25 protein-coding genes are annotated in these 26,090 nt (G+C 71.0%); 16 read left to right on the forward strand and 9 right to left on the reverse strand.

What is annotated here, in order from left to right:
• Positions 1-68 precede the first annotated feature (68 nt).
• The 3 genes from OO67_RS29785 to OO67_RS29795 form a co-directional block, all read right to left on the reverse strand.
• Positions 69-2,459 carry an ATP-binding cassette domain-containing protein gene (locus tag OO67_RS29785; protein WP_033304852.1) on the reverse strand — a complete coding sequence of 797 codons (2,391 nt, stop codon included), beginning with the start codon at positions 2,457-2,459 and terminating at the stop codon, positions 69-71.
• 114 nt (positions 2,460-2,573) lie between these two features.
• A complete protein-coding gene (locus OO67_RS29790; protein WP_033304853.1) occupies positions 2,574-2,987 on the reverse strand; it encodes a VOC family protein in 414 nt (137 codons plus the stop codon).
• Positions 2,988-2,997: 10 nt separating this feature from the next.
• Positions 2,998-3,417, reverse strand: coding sequence for a helix-turn-helix transcriptional regulator (locus OO67_RS29795; RefSeq protein ID WP_033304854.1), 420 nt, complete (start codon positions 3,415-3,417; stop codon positions 2,998-3,000).
• Between the two features lie 157 nt (positions 3,418-3,574).
• Here OO67_RS29795 and OO67_RS29800 point away from each other — a divergent pair, with 157 nt between their 5' ends.
• Positions 3,575-4,069 (forward strand): SHOCT domain-containing protein, encoded by a 495-nt coding sequence (locus tag OO67_RS29800; protein WP_033304855.1) that lies wholly within the window; start codon positions 3,575-3,577, stop codon positions 4,067-4,069.
• A 107-nt stretch (positions 4,070-4,176) separates the two neighbouring features.
• Complete coding sequence (locus OO67_RS29805; protein WP_033305020.1) at positions 4,177-4,971, forward strand: tyrosine-protein phosphatase; 795 nt, start codon at positions 4,177-4,179, stop codon at positions 4,969-4,971.
• A gap of 102 nt (positions 4,972-5,073) precedes the next feature.
• Here the strand turns inward: OO67_RS29805 and OO67_RS29810 are convergent, their stop codons facing one another.
• The gene (locus OO67_RS29810) at positions 5,074-5,634 is read right to left on the reverse strand and encodes a hypothetical protein (protein ID WP_033304856.1); all 561 of its coding nucleotides are present in this window, start codon (positions 5,632-5,634) and stop codon (positions 5,074-5,076) included.
• Positions 5,631-6,206 carry a hypothetical protein gene (locus OO67_RS29815; RefSeq protein WP_033304857.1) on the reverse strand — a complete coding sequence of 192 codons (576 nt, stop codon included), beginning with the start codon at positions 6,204-6,206 and terminating at the stop codon, positions 5,631-5,633. Before OO67_RS29815 ends, OO67_RS29810 begins: the two co-directional genes overlap by 4 nt.
• A gap of 229 nt (positions 6,207-6,435) precedes the next feature.
• Between OO67_RS29815 and OO67_RS29820 the strand changes: the two genes are divergently transcribed.
• Both OO67_RS29820 and OO67_RS29825 read left to right on the forward strand, forming a co-directional pair.
• Positions 6,436-6,840 carry a DnaJ family domain-containing protein gene (locus OO67_RS29820; protein ID WP_033304858.1) on the forward strand — a complete coding sequence of 135 codons (405 nt, stop codon included), beginning with the start codon at positions 6,436-6,438 and terminating at the stop codon, positions 6,838-6,840.
• A gap of 46 nt (positions 6,841-6,886) precedes the next feature.
• Positions 6,887-7,369 carry a GNAT family N-acetyltransferase gene (locus OO67_RS29825; RefSeq protein ID WP_033304859.1) on the forward strand — a complete coding sequence of 161 codons (483 nt, stop codon included), beginning with the start codon at positions 6,887-6,889 and terminating at the stop codon, positions 7,367-7,369.
• 66 nt (positions 7,370-7,435) lie between these two features.
• Here OO67_RS29825 and OO67_RS29830 read toward each other — a convergent pair whose 3' ends face one another.
• Positions 7,436-7,822: a VOC family protein gene (locus OO67_RS29830; RefSeq protein WP_033304860.1), complete on the reverse strand. Its 387-nt coding sequence runs from the start codon at positions 7,820-7,822 to the stop codon at positions 7,436-7,438.
• A gap of 308 nt (positions 7,823-8,130) precedes the next feature.
• On the opposite strand from OO67_RS29830, the gene OO67_RS29835 reads away from it, so the two are divergent.
• Positions 8,131-8,712, forward strand: coding sequence for a DUF6328 family protein (locus OO67_RS29835; RefSeq protein ID WP_033304861.1), 582 nt, complete (start codon positions 8,131-8,133; stop codon positions 8,710-8,712).
• 4 nt (positions 8,713-8,716) lie between these two features.
• Here OO67_RS29835 and OO67_RS29840 read toward each other — a convergent pair whose 3' ends face one another.
• From OO67_RS29840 to OO67_RS29850, 3 genes are all read right to left on the reverse strand, one after another.
• On the reverse strand, positions 8,717-9,544 hold the full coding sequence (locus OO67_RS29840) for a VOC family protein (RefSeq protein WP_033304862.1): 828 nt from the start codon (positions 9,542-9,544) through the stop codon (positions 8,717-8,719).
• A 104-nt stretch (positions 9,545-9,648) separates the two neighbouring features.
• The gene (locus tag OO67_RS29845) at positions 9,649-10,563 is read right to left on the reverse strand and encodes a cation diffusion facilitator family transporter (RefSeq protein ID WP_033304863.1); all 915 of its coding nucleotides are present in this window, start codon (positions 10,561-10,563) and stop codon (positions 9,649-9,651) included.
• Between the two features lie 136 nt (positions 10,564-10,699).
• Positions 10,700-11,038, reverse strand: coding sequence for a DUF6479 family protein (locus OO67_RS29850; protein ID WP_033304864.1), 339 nt, complete (start codon positions 11,036-11,038; stop codon positions 10,700-10,702).
• Positions 11,039-11,126: 88 nt separating this feature from the next.
• On the opposite strand from OO67_RS29850, the gene OO67_RS29855 reads away from it, so the two are divergent.
• From OO67_RS29855 to OO67_RS29905, 11 genes are all read left to right on the forward strand, one after another.
• A complete protein-coding gene (locus tag OO67_RS29855) occupies positions 11,127-12,092 on the forward strand; it encodes an LLM class F420-dependent oxidoreductase (protein WP_033304865.1) in 966 nt (321 codons plus the stop codon).
• 147 nt (positions 12,093-12,239) lie between these two features.
• Positions 12,240-15,512, forward strand: coding sequence for a formate dehydrogenase (gene fdh, locus OO67_RS29860; protein ID WP_033304866.1), 3,273 nt, complete (start codon positions 12,240-12,242; stop codon positions 15,510-15,512).
• A complete protein-coding gene (locus OO67_RS29865; protein ID WP_033304867.1) occupies positions 15,509-16,420 on the forward strand; it encodes a 4Fe-4S dicluster domain-containing protein in 912 nt (303 codons plus the stop codon). Before fdh ends, OO67_RS29865 begins: the two co-directional genes overlap by 4 nt.
• Positions 16,417-17,349, forward strand: a complete 933-nt coding sequence (nrfD, locus tag OO67_RS29870; protein WP_033304868.1) for an NrfD/PsrC family molybdoenzyme membrane anchor subunit — start codon at positions 16,417-16,419, stop codon at positions 17,347-17,349. The genes OO67_RS29865 and nrfD overlap by 4 nt, the downstream gene beginning before the upstream one ends.
• A gap of 71 nt (positions 17,350-17,420) precedes the next feature.
• Positions 17,421-17,756, forward strand: a complete 336-nt coding sequence (locus OO67_RS29875; RefSeq protein WP_244300353.1) for a hypothetical protein — start codon at positions 17,421-17,423, stop codon at positions 17,754-17,756.
• Between the two features lie 41 nt (positions 17,757-17,797).
• Positions 17,798-18,370, forward strand: coding sequence for a 2Fe-2S iron-sulfur cluster-binding protein (locus tag OO67_RS29880; RefSeq protein WP_033304870.1), 573 nt, complete (start codon positions 17,798-17,800; stop codon positions 18,368-18,370).
• Complete coding sequence (locus OO67_RS29885) at positions 18,367-19,356, forward strand: FAD binding domain-containing protein (RefSeq protein ID WP_033304871.1); 990 nt, start codon at positions 18,367-18,369, stop codon at positions 19,354-19,356. The genes OO67_RS29880 and OO67_RS29885 overlap by 4 nt, the downstream gene beginning before the upstream one ends.
• A 32-nt stretch (positions 19,357-19,388) precedes the next feature.
• On the forward strand, positions 19,389-21,482 hold the full coding sequence (locus OO67_RS29890) for a xanthine dehydrogenase family protein molybdopterin-binding subunit (protein ID WP_033304872.1): 2,094 nt from the start codon (positions 19,389-19,391) through the stop codon (positions 21,480-21,482).
• A 153-nt stretch (positions 21,483-21,635) separates the two neighbouring features.
• The gene (locus tag OO67_RS29895; protein ID WP_033304873.1) at positions 21,636-22,097 is read left to right on the forward strand and encodes an ATP-binding protein; all 462 of its coding nucleotides are present in this window, start codon (positions 21,636-21,638) and stop codon (positions 22,095-22,097) included.
• Positions 22,098-22,245: 148 nt separating this feature from the next.
• Positions 22,246-23,652 (forward strand): NADP-dependent succinic semialdehyde dehydrogenase, encoded by a 1,407-nt coding sequence (locus OO67_RS29900; RefSeq protein WP_033304874.1) that lies wholly within the window; start codon positions 22,246-22,248, stop codon positions 23,650-23,652.
• Between the two features lie 22 nt (positions 23,653-23,674).
• Entirely contained in the window at positions 23,675-26,062 is a 2,388-nt protein-coding gene (locus OO67_RS29905; protein WP_033304875.1) for a phosphoketolase family protein, read from the forward strand.
• Positions 26,063-26,090: the final 28 nt, after the last annotated feature.

Genomic DNA, 26,090 nt, shown 5'->3' on the forward strand with positions numbered 1-26,090 from the left:
TTGTCCCCGGGGCGGGACCCGAGGCGAGCCCGACGCCCGGCGGAAGAGCCGGCGTCGGGCAGCCACGGTCAGGGGCCGACGTAGGCCGCTAGGTGCTCGCCGGTGAGGGTGGTGCGGTCGGCGACGAGGTCGGCCGGTGTGCCCTGGAAGACGATCCGGCCTCCGTCGTGACCGGCTCCGGGCCCGAGATCGATGATCCAGTCGGCGTGCGCCATGACCGCCTGGTGGTGCTCGACGACGATGACCGACTTGCCGGAGTCGACGAGGCGGTCGAGCAGGCCGAGCAACTGCTGGACATCGGCGAGGTGGAGGCCGGCGGTCGGCTCGTCGAGGACGTAGACGCCGCCCTTCTCGGCCATGTGGGTGGCCAGCTTGAGTCGTTGCCGCTCGCCGCCGGACAGCGTGGTGAGCGGCTGTCCGAGGCTGAGGTAGCCGAGCCCCACGTCCGCGAGCCGGCCGAGGACGCGGTGCGCGGCCGGCGTAGCCGCCTCACCGGCGCCGAAGAACTCCCCGGCCTCGGCCACCGACATCGCGAGGACTTCGCTGATGTCGCGGCCGGCCAGGTGGTATTCGAGGACCGACGCGTCGAACCGCTTCCCTTCGCAGTCCTCGCACGTCGTCGAGGCACCGGCCATCATGCCCAGGTCCGTGTAGATCACGCCCGCGCCGTTGCACGTGGGGCAGGCTCCCTCGGAATTGGCGCTGAACAGCGCCGGCTTCACACCGTTGGCCTTGGCGAACGCCTTGCGGATCGGATCGAGCAGTCCGGTGTAGGTGGCCGGGTTGCTGCGCCGCGAGCCCTTGATCGGGCTCTGGTCGACCGACACGACGTTCTCGCCGGAGGGGATCGACCCGTGCACGAGCGAGCTCTTGCCGGAACCGGCGACACCGGTGACGACGGTCAGCACCCCGAGCGGGATGTCGACGTCGACGTCCCGCAGGTTGTGCGCCGACGCCCCGCGGATCTCCAGTGCGCCGGTGGGCTTGCGTACCGACTCCTTGACGGCGGCCCGGTCGTCGAAATGGCGGCCGGTGACGGTGTCGCCTGCCCGCAGTCCGTCGACGGTGCCCTCGAAGCAGACGGTCCCGCCCGCGCTGCCCGCCCCGGGGCCGAGGTCGACGACGTGGTCGGCGATCGCGATCGTCTCCGGCTTGTGCTCCACCACGAGAACCGTGTTGCCCTTGTCCCTGAGCCGCAGCAGCAGGTCGTTCATCCGCTGGATGTCGTGGGGGTGCAGGCCGATGGTGGGTTCGTCGAAGACATAGGTCACGTCGGTGAGCGAGGAGCCGAGGTGGCGGATCATCTTGACGCGCTGCGCCTCGCCGCCCGAGAGAGTGCCCGCCGGCCGGTCGAGCGAGAGATAGCCGAGGCCGATCTCCGTGAACGAGTCGAGGGTGCGCTGCAGCGCCGCGAGCAGCGGCGCCACCGACGGCTCATCGAGACCGCGCACCCACTCGGCCAGGTTGCGGATCTCCATCGCGCAGGCGTCGGCGATGCTGAGGCGCTCGATCCTGGAGGAGCGGGCTCCCTCGCTGAGCCTGGTTCCCTCGCACTCGGGGCAGGTGGTGAAGGTGACCGCACGCTCCACGAACGCCCGGATGTGCGGCTGCATCGCCTCCTTGTCCTTGGACAGGAACGACTTCTGGATCTTGGGGATCAGCCCCTCGTAGGTGAGGTTGACGCCGTTGACCTTGACCTTGACGGGCTCCCCGTAGAGAAAGGCCTGCAGTTCCTTCTTGGTGTACTTGCGGATCGGCTTGTCCGGGTCGACGAAACCTGACTGCGCGTAGACCTGCACCGTCCACTGACTGTCCGACTTCCAGCCCGGGATGGTGAAGGCGCCCTCGGCGAGCGACTTCGAGTCGTCGTAGAGCTGGGTGAGGTCGATGTCGGATACCGATCCCCGGCCCTCGCAGCGCGTACACATCCCGCCGGTGCGGTTGAAGGTCGCCTTGACGGTTCTGGTCCTGTCCGCACCGCGTTCGACGGTGATCCCGCCGCTCGCCCGGACCGAGGCCGTGTTGAAGGAGTACGCGCTGGGCGGGCCGATGTGCGGCTCGCCGAGCCGGCTGAAGAGGATGCGCAGCATGGCGTTGGCGTCGGTGGCGGTGCCGACCGTGGAGCGGGGGTCGGCGCCCATCCGCTGCTGGTCGACGGTGATCGCGGTCGTCAGCCCGTCGAGGACGTCGACGTCGGGCCGCGCCAGCGTGGGCATGAAGCCCTGGACGAAGGTGCTGTACGTCTCGTTGATCATCCGCTGCGACTCGGCGGCGATCGTACTGAACACCAGTGAGCTCTTGCCCGAGCCTGAGACGCCGGTGAACACCGTCAGCCGGCGCTTCGGGATCTCGACGCTGACGTCCTTGAGGTTGTTCACGCGCGCGCCGTGCACGCGGATCAGATCGTGGCTGTCGGAAACATGCGGCGCGGGCGACCGCGTGTTCTTCCTCGTTGCCATGCTTGTCGGTTCTCCATCTGTCACGCGTGCCGCCTGCGCGGTCGCCTCGGCGTCGCCGGTGCGTCGCGGCGACGGTCGTTGTCTATCAGGACGGGGGCGCCGTCCGGGGTGGAATCACCCGCGGGGCTGGTTGAAGCGCAGCATGTTTCCGGAGGGGTCGCGGAAGGCGCAGTCACGGACGCCGTACGGCTGGTCGACCGGCTCCTGGAGGACCTCACCGCCCGCCGCACGGATGCGCTCGAAGGTGGCGTCGCAGTCATCCGTGGTGAAGATGACACCGCGCAGCAGGCCCTTCGCCAGCAATTCCGCCATGGTCGCCCTGTCGGCGGGGGCGGCGTTCGGGTCCGCGAGCGGCGGCTCGAGGACGATCTCCACACCTGGCTGCGACGGCGCTGCGACGGTGATCCAGCGCATGCCCTCGAACCCGACGTCGTTGCGCACCTCCAGGCCGAGGACGTCACGGTAGAAGGCCAGCGCCTTGTCGTGGTCGTCGACGGCTATGAAGCACTGCGAAAGCTTGATGTCCATGCGAATCACGCTACGGGCGGCGGGAGGCTTTCGCTTCTCCGTTCCTGACCGGTCGCGTGCGGACCTTGGCGACGCAGGCGGGGATGGCGGCGCCCGCGTCATGGGGCCGGGCCCGGTACGAACTCGGGCTCTCGCCGACCAGCTCCGTGAACCGCGAACTGAACGACCCCAGCGAGGTGCAGCCGACCGCGAAGCAGACCTCCGTCACCGTCATGTCGCCCCGCCGCAGGAGGGCCTTCGCCCGCTCGATCCGTCGCGTCATCAGGTAGCTGTACGGCGTCTCCCCGTAGGCGGCGCGGAAGGTCCGGGAGAAGTGCCCCGGCGACATGAGAGCGGTGCGCGCCAACGCCGGAACGTCGAGCGGCTCCGCGTAGTCACGGTCCATCCGGTCACGGGCCCGGCGCAGCCGGACGAGGTCTTCCAGCGTCACCGGACCATTTTCCCACGCCCTGGACGGGCGTCGACGGCCGCACCGTACGGCTGTGGAGGCCGGCCCAGGTCACTTCTGTCATGGATTTTCACAGTGCGTAGCGTATTGCCCGCAGTTATGCTGCTGTCGATCCAGAACCGCAGGGGAAGGACGCATCGTGGCCGTGGGACCCGTGGAGTACCTCGTCGTCACCTTTCCCGGCGGACGCTTCGCCGACGCGATCGCTCCCGCGCTGGCCGACGCCGTCGGGTCCGAGGCGGTACGCATCCTCGATCTGGCCTTTGCCCGCCGCGCTGAGGGCGGCGCACTCGAGCGTGTCGAACTGCGGGAGATGGACCCCCAGGGGCTGGTGCCGTTCGATCCACCGGACGATCCGCCGGCAGGGCTCCCGCAGATCCTGGGTCTCGAGGCGCTCGGACGTCTCCCGGAGGGGAGCTCCGCGGCGCTGATCGTGTGGGAGGACCTCTGGTCGGTGCCCCTCACCCGGGTGGTCCAGGAGGCGGGTGGCCGGCTCCTGGCGCACGAGCGGGTCCCGGCGGACGGCGGGGACGATGTCATCACGCTGCTCGAGAGGCTCGCCGACCTCAGGCAGCGGGGGGTGCTCACCGACGCGGAGTTCGCGGAACAGAAGACGAGGATCCTCGCCGACTGAACCCCCACCGCCCGGTGTCCCGGTACCTCACGTTCCCTTTGTCGATCCACGCACGCCGTGCGACGTTGATTCCGACCTGCAGTCTGTCGGGAAAGAGGCAGTTCATCGTGCAGACCGCCCGGGCCGTCCCCGCCTCAACCGTTGTCAACCTGCGCGATCTCGGTGGTATCGCCCTGGGGCGTCACCGCCGCCTGCGGCAGGGAATCCTTCTGCGCTCGGGCCAGCTCAGCGCTTTCGAGCCGCACGACATGGCGGTGGCCGCACTCGGCATCCGCACGGTCGTCGACCTGCGTACCGCCGACGAGCGCCGGTGGGCCCCCGACCGGCTGCCGACGGGCGCAAGGCTCTTCGTCGCCGACGTCCTCGGCGACGACCCGGGCATGGCGCCGGCCCGGCTCAGGTCGCTGCTCGGTGACCCGGACGGAGCCGCGGTCCTGCTCGGCGGCGGGCGGGCCGAGGAACTGTTCGCACAGACCTACCGCAGGATGGTCCTGTCTCCGGGGGCGGCGGCCGCCTACCGCGCCTTCCTGGACACCGTCGCGGATCCGGGGGCGAGACCGCTGCTCTTCCACTGCGCGAGCGGTAAGGGCCGGACGGGCTGGGCCACCGCTCTCCTGCTGATGATGGCGGGGGCGTCGCGTGATGTCGTGCGCGCGGAGTTCCTCGCGGTGAACCGAGCGGTGCGAGCCGCCTTCGGGCCTGCGGTGCGGCGCTTTCTCGACGACGGAGGGGATCCGGACATCGCGTCCGCGGTCATCGAGGCCCGGCCCCGGTATCTCGAGGCGGCTCTGGACGCGATGGACGAGCGCTGGGGAGGGCTCGAGGGCTATCTGAGCAAGGCGCTGCGCCTTCCCCCGGCGGTCGCCGAGCGGCTGCGCGCCGACCTGGCCGTTCCGGCCTGAGGACCGGTCCGAGGATGGGAACCGGCCCGGGGCCGCGTCGGGGGACGTGGCACCGGGCCGGCGTGCGGCGGCTGCGCCGCCTGGGGCCTCCAACGAAAGACCCTAGATCTTCAACAGCTGTTCGCTGATGTCGCGGTAGCGCTGAAGCGCTACGCGCAGCTCCTCGGTCTGGGCATCGGTGTCCTGCTCCTGCCAGCTCGCGCGCAGGACGTGCCTGCGTTCCGCGAGGGCCTCGGTCAGGGCCGAGACGATCTGGTCGAACGTGCTGTCGGCCGACTCGACCGCCCGGTGAGGGCTCTCGACGAAGTCGGTGACCGCCTGCTGCATACGAAGCGACAACGCGTCCCGGTCGTCCCGCGAGATCAGGGGCCGGCTGCTGCCGGAGGCCTCGTGGTGGCCGGTCCGCTCGGCGGCCGGCACGGCGGGAGCCGTCCGCGGTGCGGGCGGGGCGCTGAGATCGCCGGGGCCTCCGCTCTTCGGCCCGAGGCCCTTGCTGTCGCCGGGCGCCGGCCCGGGTGCGGCAGCCGGGGTCATGCCGGGCGCCGTTCCGGGTGCGGCAGCCGGGGTCCTGCCCTGCGCCGTCCCGGCTGCGGGCCCTTGGGCGCCGTCGTGCCGGGGCTGTGTGAATACGGGCTCTGTCGTGTGCTCGGTGCGGTTGGTCATGCTGCTGCACTGCCCTTCGTCTCGTGCCGGTCCGTCCTGGCCGGCTCATCGGGTGCGTCCGCGAGAAGCACGTCGAAGAGCGCCCTCGACTCGATCAGGGCCTTCCGCATCTCCTCCGTGCCGCCCTGGCCGCGCACGGCTGTGTGCACCCTGCGGTAGCCGTCGACCTGCTCGGCGTGATGGACCGAGAGAGCGTCCGTCTGCTCCTGGAAGCTGTGGCCGTCCGGGAAGCCCCGGTCACGGGCCAGCTGCGCCAGAAGTGCGTCGGCTTCGACGATCGCGTCCCTGGGGGAGTCGATGAACTGCTCCTGCACCTCGGCCCAGCGGCGGGCGTACGCCTCGCGGGCCTCCGGCCGCAGGGGCCGCTCCGACAGGGAGCCGTGGAGCCTCACCCGCTCGGAGAGCTCGTGCTCGGCCGCTTTGGTGTCGCCGTCATGACGGGCGACCGTCCGGTCGTACTCGGGTCCGAAGCGCCGCTGGAGTCCCCGCCCGCCGGTCCTACGGCCGCGGATGAGGAAGAAGGCGAGCGCCGCCACGAGGACGACGGCAACGATGATCACCACGGTCGTCATGCCCGACGCTCCCGTCGCCTCGCGCTCGGTGCCTCGTGCTGGTCCACTCTCGTCAACCCCTTCCGTTTCGGGCCCGGCTCGGTGTAAGCGGCCGGGCGGTGCGCATCAGCCGTGTTACCCACTGGACACCGTTCATGCGTCGATGCTCCCGGTAACCTGGGACGCGTCGACCCGGACGTGCCCGGCCGATCGCGGCGTCGTCCGAAACGAGTCGCGAGAGGAGCACGCGGTGACCGAGCGCAAACCGGCAGGGGTCAGCTTCGAGACATGGGTGGACCGGCAGATCCGCGAGGCCGAGGAACGAGGCGCGTTCGCCGACCTGCCGGGCGCCGGCAAGCCGATTCCCGGGCTCGGGAGGCCCTACGACGCGATGTGGTGGATCAAGGCGAAGATGGAGCGTGAGGGTCTGTCGGCGCTCCCGCCCTCACTGATGCTGCGGAAAGCGGCCGAGGACGCCCGGCAGGAGGCGTCCCGCGCACGGTCGGAGGCCGAGGTCCGGCGCATTCTCACCGAGATGAACGAGAGCATCCGCCAGGCGCTCGCCAGGCCGCCGGAGGGCCCGCCGCTGAACCTCGAGCCGTTCGACATCGACGCGGTCGTGTGGGAGTGGCACGCCGAGCGGCGCGGTGGCTGAGGGAGCAGGCGCGCACGGCGTACCCGGAGTGCGTGATACTCGCCCCATGAGATCGAGCGGTACGGACCGGGTCGGCGAGGTCCGGATCAGGCGGGCCGTCGCGCGCGACGCCAAGCGGCTCACCCGTCTGGTGACCGCGTCACGCGCCTACGAGGGCCCCTACGCACCCATGGTCGCGGGGTACAAGATCGGCCCGGACTACATCGAGGCGCACGGCGTCCACGTGGCCGTGGACGCCGAAGGCCGGGTGCTCGGCTTCTACGCGTTGCTGCTGTCCCCGCCGGAGCTCGACCTGATGTTCGTGGCCGACCACGCCCAGGGGCGGGGCATCGGCCGGCTCCTCATCGGTCACCTTCGGGAGGAGGCGCGCCGGGCAGGCCTGGCCCACGTGCGTGTGGTCGCGCACCCGCCGGCCGAGGGCTTCTACCGCAGCATGGGCGCCGAACGCACCGGCACCGTGGTGGCCCGCCCGCCCGCGGTGATGTGGGACCGGCCCGATCTGGTGCTCGGCGTCGACGTCGGTCCCTGAGCCGGACGGCCCGGCCGGATCCCTGATCGCGGCCGGGCCGCCCGTACGTGCCCGGGACGGAGACCGCTACGCCCAGCCGCCGTAAGGACGGGTGATGAGTTCCATCCCGTGACCGCTGGGATCGGGGAAGTACACCCCGCGTCCGCCGTCGTTGCGATTGATCTCGCCGGGATGCTTCCGGTGGGGATCGGCGTAGTACGTGATCCCCTGCGCCTTGATGCGGTCGAAGGCCGTGTCGAACTCCGCCTCGGAGATGAGGAACGCGTAGTGCTGCACGGTGATCGATTCCGCGGGAATCGCCGCGAAGTCCAGCGTGACGCCGTTCGCGAGAACCACCGGGATGAACGGTCCCCACTCGGTTCCGACGGTGAGGCCCAGGATGTTCGCCAGGAACTCGGCCGATTCGCGGTTGTCCCGGCTGTGAACGATGGTGTGATTCAACTCGACTGACACTGTGGAATGCCTCCAACAGGCATCTCACGGGCTACCTCCACGCCTCACCCGGACGGTGACCGACGCGCGATGCCGTACGACGATCCTAAGTGAGTTGTCACGGTGCGTCGAGGTCCTGGCCCCGAGCGGGCGTCGGTTCGCGGCCTCCCGCGGTCGGTGTGGTGGATCGGCCGGTGGCTGCCACCATGGAAGGCGTGGCAGGCACGCTCTCTCCCGTGGCTGTCCGGCCGGCCGGGAACGCGTGATGCAGGATTCACAACGGCTTCGCGGGGCACCAGAACCACCTCTACGAGGTGGGGGAGGCATCCATGGCACAGGTACCGGCGGGCAGTGGTGAGAACGGGAGAGACAAGGCGGGGAGGAACACGCGCAGCGGACGGCAGGAGACCGAGGAGGAGCGGGCGGACCGGCAGTGGGGCGAGCTGCTCCAAGAACTCCGGGTGGCCCAGACCGGCGTCCAGATCCTGTTCGGCTTCCTGCTCGCGGTGGTCTTCCAGCCCCGGTTCACCGATCTCTCCACGGTCGACCGGAACATCTACGTCGTGACCGTCATGCTGGGATCGGCGACCGCGGCCGCCCTGATAGGGCCTGTCTCGTACCACCGGCTGCTCACCGGCCGCCGGCTGAAGCCTCAGACGGTCATCTGGGCCTCACGCGTGACGAAGATGGGACTCGGCCTGCTCTTCTGCACGATGTGCAGCACGCTGCTGCTCATACTGCGGGTGGCGCTGCACAACGTGGTGGCCCTGTGGCTGGTGGGCGGGATGGCCCTGTGGTTCCTCGTCTGCTGGTTCGTGTTCCCCCTGTGGGCCATCGCCCGGGACAACGGCCGGCGGCCGGCCGACGGGGGAGAGTCCCCGGACGCCGGGGACTCCGGGCCGCGTTCCTGACCCGTCAGTCGTCGTCCACGTCCGCCGGGCTGCGTACGTCCGTCACGGTGAAGAGCCCGCCGTCCAGGTCCCGCAGCGTCGCCTCGCTGCCGTGCTGGACGGCGCGCCGCTCCATGAGGGTCCCTCCGTTCCGCTCGGCGGCGAGGACCGTCGTACCCACATCGGCCACCGGGAACTGCACCTGCCAGTGAGGGCGCACCTGCGGGTCGGGAGCCGACTCCACGGCACCGGAGCTGATCCGGGCCAGCGGGCGTCCGTTGCAGCGTACGAGCACCTCTTCCTTCACGTACGCCACGTCGCAGCCGCCGGGCTCCCCGCTCTCCCAGCCGAGGACCTCGCCGTAGAAGATCGCGGCGTCGAAGGCGTCCCTGGTGCGCAGCCGCAGCCAGGCGTGTGCGCGGTTCCCGGACGGGGCGAGGGTGGCCGCACGCCCCGTCCACTCCCAGAGGCCGAAGGACGCGCCGTCCCGGTCGGCGGCCAGGACCGCGCGCCCCTGCCCCACGGTCAGCGGGCCCACGGCCACGGTGCCGCTGCGTTCCCGGATGCGGCCCGAGACGACACCGGCGTCGCGGACCGAGAAGTAGGGCATCCAGGCCACACCCACGTGGTAGGCCGACGCGACCGCGCCGATGCCCGCCACCGGCTCACCGTCGGAGCGCGCCATGAGGAAGTCCTTGCCGAGCGGCCCGGGGCGGAACGTCCAGCCGAGTACGGCGCCGTAGAAGCGCTTGGCGTCCTCCAGGTCGCGGGTCACCAGGTGGACCCAGCACGGGGCACTCGCGCCGCTCAGGACTGCCGGTTCCGGCGCGGTCCGCGGGTCGCTAGGAGTCATGGTCCCACTGCCTTATCGGTTCTGCGGCATGACTTCTTCGGTGCCGCGGGGCCAGGACCAGCCTCATGTGCTTCGGCGACTCCCGCAACACGCGGCGGCAGCGATCACACCCCGCCCCGGGGCGGCGCGTTCGTGATGTCGAGGAAGACGTGCTCGGCCTCCGGCCAGGTCCGGGCGATCGACCGCTTGATGCGGACCGCGACCCGCTCGACGTCCTCGCTGTCGATACCGGGGGCCAGATCGACCCTGGCCGCCACCAGCACCGAGTCGAGACCGAGGCCCATGGTGAACAGGGCGGCGACGTTGTCGATCTCGGCCTGGGACGTGAGGTAGTCCTCGACGCCCCGGCGCAGCCCGAGGTCGGCGGACTCCCCGATCAGCCGGTCGCGGGCGTCCCTGCCCAGCCGGAAGGCGACGTAGACCAGGAGCAGGCCGATGCCCAGAGAGGCGGACGCCTCCCACACGACGTCCCCGGTGACGAGGTGCAGCACCATCCCCGCCATGGCCAGCAGCACACCCAGCACGGCCGTGCTGTCCTCGGCGATCACGGTCCTCAGCGCCGGGTCGCGGGCGGCGCCCTCCTCCCCGCGGAGCTGGATCAGTGCGCGGACGAGCGAGCCGCCCTCCGCGATCAGGGCGACCGCGAGGACGATCAGGCCCACCGTGTATCCGTCGGGTGACTCCTGCTCGTCGCGGCCCAGCGCCTCGACGCCTTGGTAGAACGAGAAGCAGCCCCCCACGACGAAGATCCCGACGGCCGCGAGCAGCGACCAGAAGTAGCGCTCCTTGCCGTACCCGAAAGGGTGACGGGCATCGGGAGGGCGGCGGCTGCGCTTGAGCGCGGCCAGCAGGAAGACCTCGTTCACGCTGTCCGCCACGGAGTGCGCGGCCTCGGACAGAAGGGCCGGGGAGCCCGAGAGGAGTCCCCCCACCCCCTTGGCCGCTGCGATGACGAGGTTGGCGGCGAGCGCGACCAGGACGGTGACGCGGGTCTTGCGGTCCGACTCCGGCTGGTTCATATGCCCCCCGGTTTCATGTTCCTGTTCCTCCGATCGACGGTGAAGTGCGACGGTCCCAGGCAGAGACGTCCGGGCCCGCTCCGTGGCGGGCCCGGACGTCTGCGCCCCGCCGGCCGGTGGCCGGCGCGCTCGTGTGTCAGTCACGCCGGTGCTCGTCCTCCGGCGGCGGGATCACCTCGTTACCGCGGTCGCTGAGCTCGTACGGGGTGAGGGCGTGGCCGTTCTCGGGGAAGCGGTCCGCGCCGTGCTGCCCGCTCTCCTGGATCTCCGTCCGGTGATCCGGACGCCGCGGCTGCTCGTCGGGACGCGGGGGCCGTGACTCCTTGTCGCGGCGCCTCATCCCGAACCAGAAGCCCCCGATCAGCAGAAGCACCACGAACAGGCCGACGATGCCGATGATCACGCCTACTGCTCCCGGCCCGTCGGCGCCGCCGGTGCTGGCGAGCGATTCCCATGCTCCGTTCGTTACGTCCATGCTTGGCGCATACCCCGGGGAATCGATCACAGACAGCCATTGACATGAATTCATGTTTTATGGCGATGTCACGGTAAATGTGTTTCATATGGTTCAAATCGGCTACACGATGATGACTGAGCAGGCAGGCCCCCTCGCCCTCGTCGAGGACGTGGTCGCGGCGGAACAGGCCGGCTTCGACTTCTCCGTCATCTCCGATCACTACTTCCCCTGGTTGGCTTCCCAGGGACACGCGCCGTATGCGTGGTCGGTTCTGGGAGCCGCCGCGCAGGCCACGTCCAGGATCCCGCTGATGACCTACGTGACCTGCCCGACCACCCGCTACCACCCGGCAGTCGTCGCGCAGAAGGCGGCGACGCTCCAACTGCTCGCCGAGGGCCGTTTCAGGCTGGGCCTCGGCTCCGGCGAGAACCTCAACGAGCACGTCGTGGGTGCGGGCTGGCCTTCGGCCCATGTCCGCCTCGAGATGCTCGAGGAGGCCGTACACATCATCCGGGCCCTCTTCGACGGGGGCTACGTCAACCACCACGGCACCCACTTCGACGTGGAGAACGCCAAGCTGTGGGACCTGCCCGACCGGCGCGTCCCCATCGGCATCGCCGTCTCGGGGAAGCGGTCCTGCGAACTCGCCGGCACGCTGGGCGACCTGGTCATCGCCACCGAACCCAAGAGCGAACTGCTGAGCGAGTTCGACCGGCACGGCGGGGCCGGGAAGCCCCGCGTGGGACAGGTCCCCGTCTGCTACGACACCGACCGGGACGCCGCGATCGCCCGCGCCCACGACCAGTTCCGCTGGTCGCTCGGCGGCTGGAAGGTCAACTCGGAGCTGCCGGGCCCCTCCGCGTTCGACCAGGGGACGCAGTTCGTCCGCACGGACGACATCGCCGGATCGATTCCCTGCGGCTCGGACGTCGAGGCCTTCGTCGAGGCCGTCCGGCCCTACGCCGAAGCGGGCTTCACCGAGGTCGCGCTCGTCCAGATCGGCGGGGCCCGGCAGCGGCCCTTCATCGACTGGGCGCGGAGCACGCTGCTGCCGGCGCTGCGCGAACTGTAGGCGGTCTTCGGAGACAGCACGTTTCCCCGCCTCACACCGGGTACGAGATCTTTCGCGGCCCCGCACCTCCGGGCCGTCGCTCGTGTCGCCGACACGGTGCCGTGGGGTGAGCCTGGAGTGAGTCCCCGGACGGCTGGAGGAAACGCGATGGGAGCAGGCAATCCGCTCGGCCGCTGGCCCGTGTACCGGCAGCTGACCGACGGTGATCCACTGGGCAGAGGGCGGGCCGTGGTGTCGCGGACGACGGAAGCGTCGCGGCCCCGGACGTCCACGGCTGACCGCGTGGTCAAGTCCGTCTGCCCGTACTGCGCGGTCGGCTGCGGCCAGGAGGTCTACGTCAAGGACGACCGGGTCGTCCAGATCGAGGGCGACCCGGACTCGCCGGTCAGCCGCGGCAGGCTGTGCCCCAAGGGTTCCGCGACACTCCAGCTCACCACCGGACCCGCCCGCCGTCACCAGGTGCTGTACAGGCGCCCGTACGGCACCGACTGGGAGCCGCTGGACCTGGAGACGGCGATGGACATGGTCGCGGACCGCGTCGTCGAGACCCGGCGCAGAACCTGGCAGTGGGAGCACCAAGGGCTCCGTACGGCACGCACCCTGGGCATCGCCAGCCTCGGCGGCGCCACCCTGGACAACGAAGAGAACTATCTGATCAAGAAGCTCTTCACGGGCCTCGGCATCGTGCAGGTGGAGAACCAGGCGCGGGTCTGCCACAGCTCGACCGTCGCCGGCCTCGGCACCTCGTTCGGCCGGGGCGGGGCCACCACCTTCATGCAGGACCTCCAGCACTCGGACTGCATCGTCATCCAGGGGTCGAACTTCGCCGAGGCCCACCCGGTCGGCTTCCAGTGGGTGATGGAGGCGAAGGCGCGTGGCGCCCGGATCATCCATGTGGACCCGCGCTTCACCCGCACGAGCGCACTGTCCGATCTTTTCGTGCCCATCCGCGCCGGGAGCGACATCGCGTTCCTCGGCGGCGTCATCAACCACGTACTCACCGAGGAGAAGGACTTCCGGGAGTACGTCCTCAACTACACCAACGCGGCCACCCTGGTCGGCGACGACTTCCGGGACACCGAGGACCTCGACGGGGTGTTCTCCGGCCTGGACGAGGAGCGCCGCCACTACGACGCCGAGACCTGGCAGTACCGCGGCACCGACGTCCAGGCCCCTTCGGGGGACGTCGACGAGCGGTACGAGCGCAGGACCGGGGACGCCGAGGACCACAGGCGCGTCCACGAGGCAGCCGAGTCCGAGGCCCACGGGTCCGGCGGCCCCCAGGCGGCGCCGTGGCCCCCGCGCGACGAGACACTGCGGGACCCCCGGTGCGTCTACCAGATCCTCAGGCGGCACTACGCCCGCTACACCCCCGAGATGGTCGAGAGGATCTGCGGGATCGGGCGCGAGGCGTTCCTGGAGGTCTGCGACGCCCTGACCTCCAACTCCGGGCCCGACCGCACGAGTGCCTTCGCCTACGCGGTGGGGTGGACCCAGCACTCCACCGGTTCCCAGTGCATCCGTGCCGCGAGCGTCCTCCAGTTGCTCCTGGGCAACATCGGGCGGCCCGGCGGCGGCATCCAGGCACTGCGTGGTCACGCCTCCATCCAGGGCTCCAGCGACATCCCGACCCTCTTCAACCTGCTGCCCGGCTACCTCCCGATGCCGCACGCCCACGCCCACGAGGACCTGGACGCCTTCATCCGGGCGAGCCGTACGGAGAAGGGCTTCTGGGGCAACATGCGTGCCTACGTCGTCAGCCTGCTGAAGGCCTACTACGGAACCGCGGCGACGGCCGAGAACGACTTCTGCTTCGACCACCTGCCCCGCCTCACCGGTTCGCACGGCACCTACGAGACGGTCATGGCCCAGCTCGACGGTGAGTGCGAGGGCTACTTCCTCATGGGGGAGAACCCGGCCGTCGGCTCCGCCAACGCTCGGCTGCAGCGGCTCGGCATGGCGCGACTCCAATGGCTGGTGGTCCGCGACTTCTCGCTCATCGAGTCCGCGACCTGGTGGAAGGACGGCCCGGAGACCGAAACCGGCGAAATGAGGACGGAGGAGATCGGTACCGAGGTCTTCTTCTTCCCGGCCGCGTCGCACACAGAGAAATCCGGATCCTTCACCAACACCAACCGCTGGCTGCAGTGGCACCACGCGGCGGTCGAACCCGACGGGGACGCGCGCAGCGACCTCTGGTTCACCTACCACCTCGGCCGCCGCATCAAGGAGCGTCTCGCGGCCTCCGGCGACCCGATGGACCGGGCCCCGCAGGACCTCACCTGGGACTACCCCGTGGAAGGGCCGCTGAGGGAGCCCGTCGCGGCCTCGGTCCTGTCGGAGATCAACGGTCACGGCCCCGACGGCGCGCCGCTGGCCGCCTACACCGAGCTCAAGGATGACGGCTCGACCCGGTGCGGGTGCTGGATCTACTGCGGTGTGTACGCGGACGGCGTCAACCAGGCCGCCCGCCGCAAGCCGCACACCGAGCAGGACTGGGTCGCCGCCGAGTGGGGCTGGGCCTGGCCCGCCAACCGCCGCATCCTCTACAACCGTGCCTCCGCAGCCCCCGACGGAACACCCTGGAGCACCCGGAAGGCGTACGTCTGGTGGGACGCGGCGGAGCGGAGGTGGACGGGCCACGACGTCCCGGACTTCGTACCCGACCGTGCGCCCGATTACGAGCCACCGCCCGGTGCCACCGGGCCCGACGCGCTGCGCGGGGACGACCCGTTCATCATGCAGGCCGACGGCAAGGGCTGGCTGTACGCCCCGGCAGGCCTCGAGGACGGCCCGCTGCCCACGCACTACGAGCCGCAGGACTCGCCGTTCAGGAACGCGCTGTACCCCTCACGCTCCCGCTCGCCGGTGCGGCTGCTCCACCGGCGTGAGGGCAACCGCTACCACCCGAGCGGCGACGAGCCGGGCGCGGACGTCTACCCGTACATCGTCACCACCCACCGCCTCACCGAGCACTTCACGGCGGGCGGGATGAGCCGCTGGTCGCCGTATCTGTCGGAACTGCAGCCCGAGTTCTTCTGCGAGGTGTCGCCGCAGCTCGCCGCCGAGCGCGGACTGGAACACGGCGGCTGGGCCACGATCGTCACGGCCCGCAACGCCGTGGAGGCCAGAGTGATGGTGACCGGCCGGATCACCCCGCTCACCGTGCACGGCCGGACCGTGCACCAGATCGGGCTGCCCTTCCACTGGGGACCCAACGGCATCGCCACCGGCGACGCCGCCAACGAACTGGTCGCGATCGTGCTCGATCCCAACGGCCTGATCCAGGAGGACAAGGCGCTCACCGCCGACATCCGGCCCGGACGCCGGCCCAGGGGCCCCGCCCTGCCCGCGATGGTCGCGGAGTACCGCAGCCGGGCGGGGATCACGGAGACGACAGGGACGCGGGAGACGACGTGACGGACAACCTGTTCAGTGGACCCGAGCACGACCCGGCACGGGACGCGGGTCACGAGAACGCCCCGCCGCGTGTCGGGTTCTTCACCGACACCTCCGTCTGCATCGGCTGCAAGGCCTGCGAGGTCGCCTGCAAGGAGTGGAACGCCATCCCCGAGGACGGACTGACGCTCACCGGCATGTCGTACGACAACACCGGCGGACTCGGCGCCTCCACGTGGCGGCACGTCGCCTTCGTCGAACAGCCGGTGCCGTCCGGGCGCACCACGCTGCCGCTCGTCGAGCCGGACGCCGCCGGGGCGGGGAGCCGGGCGGAAGCACCGGGCATGCGCTGGCTGATGTCGTCCGACGTGTGCAAGCACTGCACCCACGCCGCCTGCCTCGACGTCTGCCCCACCGGATCGCTCTTCCGCACGGAGTTCGGAACGGTCGTCGTCCAGGAGGACATCTGCAACGGCTGCGGCGTCTGCGTTCCCGCCTGTCCGTACGGGGTGATCGAGCAACGCCCCACGGACGGGCGCGCGTTCAAGTGCACCATGTGCTACGACCGTCTCGGCGCCGGGCAGGAACCCGCATGCGCCAAGGCATGTCCCACCGAGTCCATCCAGTTCGGTCCGCTCGACGAACTGCGGGAGCGCGCCGCGCTGCGGGTGGAGCAACTGCACGAGGCCGGAGTCACCGACGCACGGCTCTACGGCCACGAGCCGGACAACGGGGTGGGCGGCGACGGCGCGTTCTTCCTCCTCCTCGACGAACCCGAGGTGTACGGGCTGCCTCCGGACCCGGTCGTCACCACCCGGGACCTGCCCGCCATGTGGCGCCACGCGGGGACGGCCGCGCTGTCGCTGGCCGGTACCGCGGCACTGTCCTTCGCGCTTCCCGCACTCGCCCGACGGAAGGGCCGCCGATGACCTCGCACACGTCCAGCACACCGGCGGCCGTCGCCCGGTCCGACTCCTACTACGGCCGCCCGGTCATCAAGGCGCCCTCCTGGTCGGCCCGGGACATCGCCGGCTACTTCTTCCTCGGCGGGCTGGCCGGCGCCGGGTCCGTCCTCGCGGCCGGCGCGCACCTCACCGGACGCACCGCCACCGCGACGGCGCTGAAGGTGTCCTCACTGACGGCAGTCGGACTGTCCGCCGCAGCCCTCGTCCACGACCTGGGCAGACCGTCGCGCTTCCCCAACATGCTGCGCGTCTTCAAACCGACCTCGCCGATGAGCATGGGCTCCTGGCTGCTCTCCGCCTACGGCCCCGCCGCAGGAGCGGCGGCGCTCACCGCCGTCACCGGCCGGCTGCCGAAGGCCGGCGCGGCGGCGACGGCGGCCGCAGCGCTGCTCGGCCCGGTGCTGGCGACCTACACCGCGGTCCTGGCCGCCGACACGGCCGTACCCGCGTGGCACGGCGCGCACCGCGAACTCCCCTACCTCTTCGGGGCGTCCGCCACCGGCGCCGCAGCAGGAATGGCATTGGTGGCAGGCCCTGTGCACGAGAACGCCCCCGCCCGGTACGCCGCCGCGCTGGCGGCCGTCGCGGACGGTGCCGCACTCAGGGCCGCCGAAAGGCGCCTGGGCACCGTCGCGGTCACCTATCGGGAGGGCCGGGCCGGAAGGCTGATGCGTGCCGCCCGCGCACTCACCGCGGCCGGGACGGTGGGCGCCCTCCTCCTCGGGCACCGCAGCCGCATCGCGGCGGCAGGCGCGGGGCTCGCCCTGTTGGCGGGCTCCGCCTGTACCCGCTTCGGGGTCTTCGCCGCAGGGATCGCCTCGGCCCAGGACCCCGCCCACACCGTCGGCCCGCAGCGCGAGGCCGTGGAACGACGCACCACACGCTCCCAGTGAAAGGAAGCACAGTGAACAACCCGGACGTACGGACGCAGGACCACCAGGAGAGCGGCGACGTCGTCGTCGAGATGACCGGATGCCCGGCTCAGGACGCTCGGACCGTCTTCGACGTACTGCGCCGTTCCTTCGTCTCCGACCGTTCGGCGGGTGACGACCCCGAGGAGACCTCGACGACCCGCCCGATCGTGTGGACGGCGACGGTCGACGTCTCCGAGATCCGCGACGGAGCGGAACCGGCACAGCTCTCCGGGCCGGTGACCGTCGAGGCTCAGGGCGGTTACTGGGCGGTCGACCGGCTCCGCCGGCGCCTGGAGGACAGCTTCGCGGTCAAGATCGTGGGCACGGCCTCCGGGGACCAGGAACAGGAGGTCCGGTTGCGGCTGGAGAGCCGCGACGCCGCCTGAGCACCCCCGCGTGAACCGAGTTCCGGAAGGCGTACGCGTACATGGACACCACCCCCGCGAAGGACGAGAGGGACGCCGGCCGGCTGACGCCCGCCGACGACCGCTCGACCTTCACCCTCCACATCAACGGAACCGCGCAGACCCTGACCCTCGACCACCGGACCACCGTGCTGGACGCCCTTCGGGAACACCTCGGGCTCACCGGCGCCAAGAAGGGCTGCGACCACGGCCAGTGCGGCGCGTGCACGGTGCTCGTCGACGGCCGCCGCGCGAACAGCTGCCTGCTCCTGGCCGTCGCGCAGCAGGGCAGCCGCATCACCACGGTCGAAGGGCTCGCCGAGGGCGACCGCCTGCACCCGCTCCAGGAGGCCTTCCTGGAGCGGGACGCCCTCCAGTGCGGCTACTGCACCCCGGGACAGATCTGCTCCGCCGTCGGAATGATCGCCGAGTCCGCAGACGGCTTTCCCTCCCATGCCACCCCGCAGGAAGCCCTGGCCGACGACGGACCGGTGGCGCTCGGCCCGGACGAGATCCGCGAACGCATGAGCGGCAACCTCTGCCGGTGCGGCGCCTACCCCCGCATTGTCGAAGCGATCGAGGACGTGGCCCCGTGAAGCCCTTCGCCTATCAGCGCCCCGACTCCGTGGCCGAAGCGGTCCGTATGAACGCGGAACGCCCGGACGCCAGGTTCCTCGGCGGCGGCACCAACCTCGTCGACCTGATGAAGCTCGGCGTGGAATCGCCCGGCCTGCTCATCGACGTCAGCGGACTCCCGCTGGACCAGGTCACCGCGACGGACGAGGGCGGTCTCCGGATCGGTGCCACCGTGCGCAACAGCGACCTCGCCGCCCACCGGGCCGTGCGCGACCGTTACCCCGTCCTGTCGCAGGCACTGCTCGCCGGCGCCTCCGGGCAGCTCCGCAACGCCGCGACCACCGGCGGGAACCTTCTCCAGCGGACCCGGTGTCCCTACTTCCAGGACACCTCCAAGCCCTGCAACAAGCGGACCCCCGGCACCGGATGCCCGGCGCGCGAGGGCGTTCACCGCGACCTGGCGGTCCTCGGCCACTCCGAGGACTGCGTCGCCACCCATCCGTCGGACATGGCCGTCGCCCTCGCGGCACTCGACGCCACCGTTCATCTGCACGGGCCCGAGGGCGAACGGGCCGTGCCGGTCACCGAGTTGCACAGACTGCCTGGCGACGACCCCGGCCGGGACACCGTCCTCCGGCCGGGCGAGCTGATCACGGAGGTGGTCCTGCCACCGGCCCCCGGGGGCTCCGCGTCCCTCTACCGGAAGGCCCGCGACCGTGCCTCGTACGCCTTCGCGCTGGCGTCCGTCGCCGCCGTCCTGACCGTGCGTGACGGCCGTGTCCAGCAGGCCTCGCTCGCCTTCGGGGGGCTCGCGCACCGTCCCTGGCGGGCCCGCGCCGCAGAGGACGTGCTGCGCGGAGCGCCCGCGACCGAGGAAACCTTCGCACGTGCGGCGGACGCGGAACTCGCCGCGGCCCGGCCCCTGCGCGACAACGGCTTCAAGGTGACCCTCGCCCGCAGGCTGACCGTGGGCGCCCTGAAAGAGCTGACCGCCCGGGCCGGCTGAACCGTCCGCCCCCTAGAACCGAGGACTTCGCCATGAGCCACGCCCCCCAGCCGCTGGGCGCGCCCGTCGTCCGCCGCGAGGGCCGGGAGAAGGTCACCGGCACCGCGCGCTACGCCGCTGAACACAACGCACCCGACCGCCTGTACGGCTGGATCGTGCCCGCCACCGTGACGAGCGGGCGTGTCACCGCGATCCGCACCGCCGACGCGCTCGCCGTGCCGGACGTGCACACCGTGCTGACCCATGAGAACGCACCGAGCCTGGGGGAGACGGACGACCCGATTCTGGCCGTACTCCAGAACGCCCGGATCCCGCACCGGGGATGGCCCGTGGCCCTGGTCGTCGCCGAAACCCTGGAAGCCGCCCGAGCCGGTGCCGAGGCCCTCCACGTCGACTACGAGACCGCCGATCACGACGTCGTCCTCACCGCGGACCACCCGCGCCTCTACACCCCCGAGGAGGCGAACGGTGGCTTCCCCGCCGTCAGGGAACGCGGTGACGCGGAGGCGGCTCTCGCCGCCGCGCCCGTCACCATCGACGCCACGTACACCATGGGCGGGCTGCACAACCACCCGATGGAACCGCACGCGTCCACCGCCCGGTGGACGGAAGGGCACCTGACCGTCCACGACTCCAGCCAGGGGTCCACGACCGTGCGCGACACCCTTTCGAAGGCCTTCGGGCTCGACGGGAGCCAGATCACCGTCCTCTCGCGGCACGTGGGCGGCGGCTTCGGCTCGAAGGGCACACCGCGCCCCCAGGTGGTGCTCGCCGCCATGGCCTCCCGCCACACCGGGCGCCCGGTCCAGGTCGTGGTGCACCGCCGGCACATGGCCGCCCTTGTGGGGCACCGCGCCCCCACCGTGCAGCGGGTCCGTCTCGGCGCCGACCGCAACGGGGTGCTCCGGGCCGTCTCCCACGAAGTCGCCACGCACACCTCCCGGGTCAAGGAGTTCGTCGAGCAGGCAGCCGTGCCCGCCCGGGTCATGTACGCCTCTCCGCACAGCCGCACCGCTCACCGGGTGGCGGCGCTGGACGTCCCCAGCCCCTCCTGGATGCGCGCACCGGGGGAGGCCTCGGGCATGTACGCCCTGGAGTCGGCCATGGACGAACTGGCGTGCGCCCTGGGTGTCGATCCGGTCGAGCTGCGGCTTCGCAACGAACCGTCGGCCGAACCCGACAGCGGGCGTCCGTTCAGCAGCCGGAACCTCGCGGCCTGTCTGACCGAGGGAGCCCGGCGCTTCGGCTGGCACGGCCGCGACCCGCAGCCCGCCGCCCGGGAGGAGGGGCCCTGGCTGCTGGGCACGGGGGTCGCCTCGGCGACCTACCCGGTCCTGCTCTCGCCCTCGGCAGCGTCCGCGCACGCCGCGCAGGACGGCTCTTACACCGTCCGGGTGAACGCCACGGACATCGGTACCGGCGCGCGCACCGTACTGGCCCAGATCGCCGCCGCGGCGCTGGGCACGGCGCAGGAGAACGTCACGATCGACATCGGCAGCAGCGACCTGCCCGCCGGTTCCGTCGCCGGCGGGTCCTCCGGCACGGCGTCCTGGGGGACGGCGGTGCACAAGGCCGCCACCGCCCTGGTACGCCGGCTCGGCGAAGGCGGCACCGTGCCGCCGGAGGGCATCACCGTCACCGCCGACACCGAAGAGGAGGCGGCGGAGGAGTCCCCGTACGCACGGCACGCCTTCGGCGCCCACTTCGCCGAGGTGGCGGTCGACTCGCTCACCGGCGAGGTGCGAGTGCGCAGGCTGCTCGGCGTGTACGCGGCCGGCCGCATCCTCAACTCCCGTACGGCGCGGTCGCAGTTCATCGGAGGCATGGTCATGGGCCTCGGCATGGCGCTCACCGAGGGCAGCACCATGGACCCGGCGTTCGGCGACTTCACCGAGAGCGACCTCGCCTCCTACCACGTGCCGTCATGTGCGGACGTCCTGGACATCCAGGCACACTGGATCGACGAGGACGACCCGCACCTCAACCCCATGGGCAGCAAGGGCATCGGGGAGATCGGGATCGTCGGAACCGCAGCCGCGATCGGGAACGCCGTCAGGCATGCCACCGGTGCCCGGCTGCGCGAACTCCCCCTCACCCCGGACAAGCTCCTGCCCTACCTGCCGTGACCTCCGGTGCCCAGCCTCTTCGGTTGCGCAACCGGCCCCCTCGGGTCACTCTGATGAGTGACCCAGAAGTGATTACTGCTCACGCTTCGTGTTCGGGGGTCGTTGGTTCGAACGGGGTGAAGCACGTGAGCCTCGCGATGAGGAGCCTCGACGATGACCGTTCCACTCGACCGGCACTGTCTGGTCGAACTGCAGGTGTCGGCAGAGCGCGTTTCCCAGCTGCGGCGCATAGTCGCCGCACACCTTCGTCACTGGAGTCTCGACCTGCACGTCCGGCCGGTGTGCCGGGCCGCGGAGGAGCTCCTGACGAACGTCCGGCGACACGTCGGCGACGACGCCCGGTGTGTCGTGGAGCTCCGCTGGACCGGCCGGCACCTGACGGTGTCCGTGGCCGACGACGATTCCCGGATGCCCCGGCTGCTCGACGGCGGTGGCGGCGGCCTCAGCCGCGTCATGGCGCTGAGCGACAGCTGGGGCACCTGCCGGACCGCCGGCGGCAAGGTCGTGTGGTTCACGCGCTACGCGGAGACGCCGTGCACCGTCGGACTGCTTCCGGGTACGCCCCGCCCCGGCGGCCGTACGTCCCTGGGCAGCCCGGTGTCCGAACTCGTGTGACGAACAGCCCGGTGCCGGCCCGGCCGGCGCGGACGGTGTGCCCGGAGCACGCATGATCCGCGCCGGCCGGGTACGTGTGCGTGAGGACCGCGTTGCGCGCTGCGGCGTGGCGCGGCACGGTCGGAGAACAACGCAAGGAGGCACTGCCATGCCCATCGCGACGGTCAATCCCGCGAACGGCGAGACGCTCAGGACATTCGACGCACTGGACGACCAGGAGACCGAGCGCAGGCTCGCCGCCGCCCACCGCGCGTTCCGCAGCCACCGCACCACGGACTTCGCGGAGCGCGCCCGCCTGCTGAACCGGGCGGCCGATCTCCTCGACGAGGATCAGCAGGACATCGCCCGCACCATGACCACCGAGATGGGCAAGCCGGTCAAGGCCGCCCGTGCCGAGGCCGCCAAATGCGCCAAGGCGATGCGCTGGTACGCGGCCAACGCCGAACGCCTGCTCGCCGACGAACACCCCGATGACGCGGACGTCAAGGACTCCGGTGCCTCCCGCGCCCGGGTGCACTACCGGCCGCTGGGCGTCGTGCTCGCCGTGATGCCGTGGAACTTCCCCCTCTGGCAGGTCATGCGCTTCGCCGCACCCGCGCTCATGGCGGGCAACACCGGTCTGCTCAAGCACGCCTCGAACGTGCCGCAGACCGCCCTGTACATCGAGGACCTCTTCACCAGGGCCGGCTTTCCCGCGGGCTGCTTCCAGACGCTTCTCATCGGCTCGGGAGCCGTCGAGGCGATCCTGCGTGACCCGAGGGTCGCCGCGGCGACGCTCACCGGCAGCGAACCGGCCGGCCGCGCGGTCGCCTCCGTCGCGGGCGACGAGGTGAAGAAGACCGTACTGGAGCTCGGCGGCAGCGACCCCTACCTCGTCCTGCCGTCCGCGGACGTCCAGAAGGCCGCCGAGACCGCGGTGACCGCCCGCGTCCAGAACAACGGCCAGTCCTGCATCGCCGCCAAGCGCTTCATCGTCCACACGGACGTGTACGAGGAGTTCGCCGAGCGGTTCACCACGGGGATGCGGGCCCTGACCGTCGGCGATCCGCTCGAGGAGTCCACGGACGTGGGTCCGCTCTCCAGCGAACAGGGCCGCACCGACCTGGAGGAGCTCGTCGAGGACGCACTGGGCAAGGGCGCCACGGCGCTGTGCGGCGGAGGGCGGCCGGAGGGTCTGGACCGTGGCTGGTTCTACGAGCCGACCGTGCTCACCGGGATCGGCCCGGGCATGCGCATCCACCGCGAGGAGACCTTCGGCCCGGTGGCGACGCTCTACCGGGTGGCGGACCTGGACGAGGCGGTGGAACTGGCCAACGACACCCCCTTCGGACTCAGCTCCAACGTCTGGACGCGCGATCAGGGAGAGATGAGCCGCTGTGCGCGCGACCTGGAGGCCGGCGGAGTCTTCTTCAACGGCATGACGGCCTCCCATCCCGCGCTGCCGTTCGGCGGGGTGAAGCGCTCCGGCTACGGACGGGAGCTGGCAGGACACGGCATCCGCGAGTTCTGCAACGCCACCACCGTCTGGTACGGCCCCGAGTCGGACGCCCACTAGCCGTTCCCCTGGGAGACGCTTCATGACCGACGCCCGAACACCGTCCGGGGCATCCGCCCTGTCCGACACCGAGGTCGCCGCGCTCGACGCGCACTGGCGTGCCGCCAACTACCTTGCGGTAGGCCAGATCTACCTGATGGACAACCCCCTCCTGGAGGAGCCGCTGGCGTCCGAGCACATCAAACCGCGGCTGCTCGGCCACTGGGGCACCTCACCCGGCCTGAATCTGGTCCACACCCACCTCAACCGCGTCGTCAAGGCGCGGAACAGGCAGACCCTCTGCGTCTGGGGACCGGGTCATGGCGGCCCCGCGGTCCTCGCCAACTCCTGGCTGGAGGGCAGCTATTCGGAGACCTACCCCGACGTCGGCCGCGATCGCGCCGGCATGGGAGCCCTGTTCAAGCAGTTCTCCTTCCCCGGCGGTGTGCCCAGCCACATCGCCCCGGAGACCCCCGGCTCCATCCACGAGGGCGGTGAGCTGGGGTACGCGCTCACCCATGCCTACGGCGCGGCCTTCGACCACCCCGATCTCCTGGTCGCCTGCGTCGTCGGGGACGGGGAGGCGGAGACGGGGCCGCTGGCCGCGTCCTGGCACTCCAACAAGTTCCTCGACCCCGTGCACGACGGAGCCGTCCTGCCGATCCTCCATCTCAACGGATACAAGATCGCGAACCCGACGGTGCTCGCCCGGCTGCCGGAGGACGAACTCGACGCGCTCCTGCGTGGCTACGGCCACGATCCCGTGTACGTCGAGGGGGACGAACCCGCCGCGGTGCACCGCGCACTGGCCGCCGCCATGGACCTCGCCGTGGACCGTATCGAGGAGTACCAGCGGAAGGCCCGCGCCGAGGGCGCATCCGCGCGTCCCCGCTGGCCGATGATCGTGCTGCGCACGCCCAAGGGCTGGACCGGGCCGGAGGAAGTGGACGGACTGCCGGTCGAGAACACCTGGCGAGCCCACCAGGTCCCGCTGCCCGGGGTCCGGGACGACCCGGGCCATCTGCGCCAGCTCGAGGAGTGGATGCGCTCCTACCGGCCCCAGGAGCTCTTCGACTCCGAGGGCAGGCCCACCGCTCAGGTCCTGGACTGTGTCCCCGAGGGCACCGCCCGGCTCGGCTCGACGCCGTACGCCAACGGCGGTCTGCTGCTGCGGGATCTGCCGCTCCCTCCTCTGGAGGACCACGCGGTGCGGGTCGACAAGCCGGGGACCGTCATGCACGAGCCCACCCGGGTCCTGGGCGGGCTGCTCCAGGACGTCATGGCGGCCACGGCCGGCCGCAGGGACTTCCGGGTGGTGGGTCCCGACGAGACCGAGTCCAACCGACTGGGCGCGCTCTACGGCGCCACCGGCAAAGCCTGGCAGGCGGAGATCCTGCCGACCGACGAGCACCTTGCCCGCGACGGCCGGGTCATGGAGGTCCTGTCGGAACACCTGTGCCAGGGCTGGCTGGAGGGGTACCTCCTCACCGGGCGGCACGGCTTGTTCTCCTCGTACGAGGCCTTCGCCCATATCGTCGACTCGATGGTCAACCAGCACATCAAGTGGCTGCGCACCTCGCGACGGCTGCACTGGCGGGCGCCCGTCGCCTCGCTGAACTACCTGCTCACCTCCCATGTCTGGCGTCAGGACCACAACGGTTTCTCGCACCAGGATCCCGGATTCGTCGACCACATCCTCAACAAGAGTCCCGAGGTGGTCCGGGTCTATCTGCCGCCGGACGCGAACACACTGCTGTCCACCGCCGACCACGTGCTGCGAAGCCGCGACTACGTCAACGTGATCGTCGCCGGCAAGCAGCCCGGCTTCGACTGGCTCACCCTCGACGAGGCCCGCGCGCACTGTGCCCGCGGTGCCGGGGTGTGGGAATGGGCCGGTACGGAGGACGGCAGCCGCGAGCCCGACGTCGTGCTGGCCTGCGCCGGGGACGTACCCACACTGGAGACGATGGCCGCGGCCGGGCTGCTGCGGAGGCACCTTCCGGAGCTCGCCGTGCGCGTGGTGAACGTGGTCGACATGACCCGGCTGCTCCCGCACGAGGAGCACCCGCACGGGATGCCGGACGCCGAGTACGACTCCCTCTTCACCCGGGACAAACCGGTGATCTTCGCCTACCACGGCTATCCGTGGCTGGTGCACCGTCTCGCGTACCGGCGCGCGGGCCACGCTCAGCTGCACGTCCGGGGCTACAAGGAGGAGGGGACCACCACCACACCGTTCGACATGGTGGTCCGCAACGACCTGGACCGCTACCGGCTGGTCATGGACGTGGTCGACCGGGTACCCGGTCTGGGCGTCCGCGCCGTCGCCGTCCGGCAGGCGATGGCGGATGTCCGCACCCGTCACCACGACTGGATCAGGAAACACGGCACGGACCTGCCCGAGGTGGCCGACTGGACCTGGGAGGGCTGAAGGGCGACGCACTCCGGCCGGCCTGCGA

The organism is Streptomyces atroolivaceus, from assembly GCF_000717025.1.
Taxonomy (GTDB): domain Bacteria; phylum Actinomycetota; class Actinomycetes; order Streptomycetales; family Streptomycetaceae; genus Streptomyces; species Streptomyces atroolivaceus.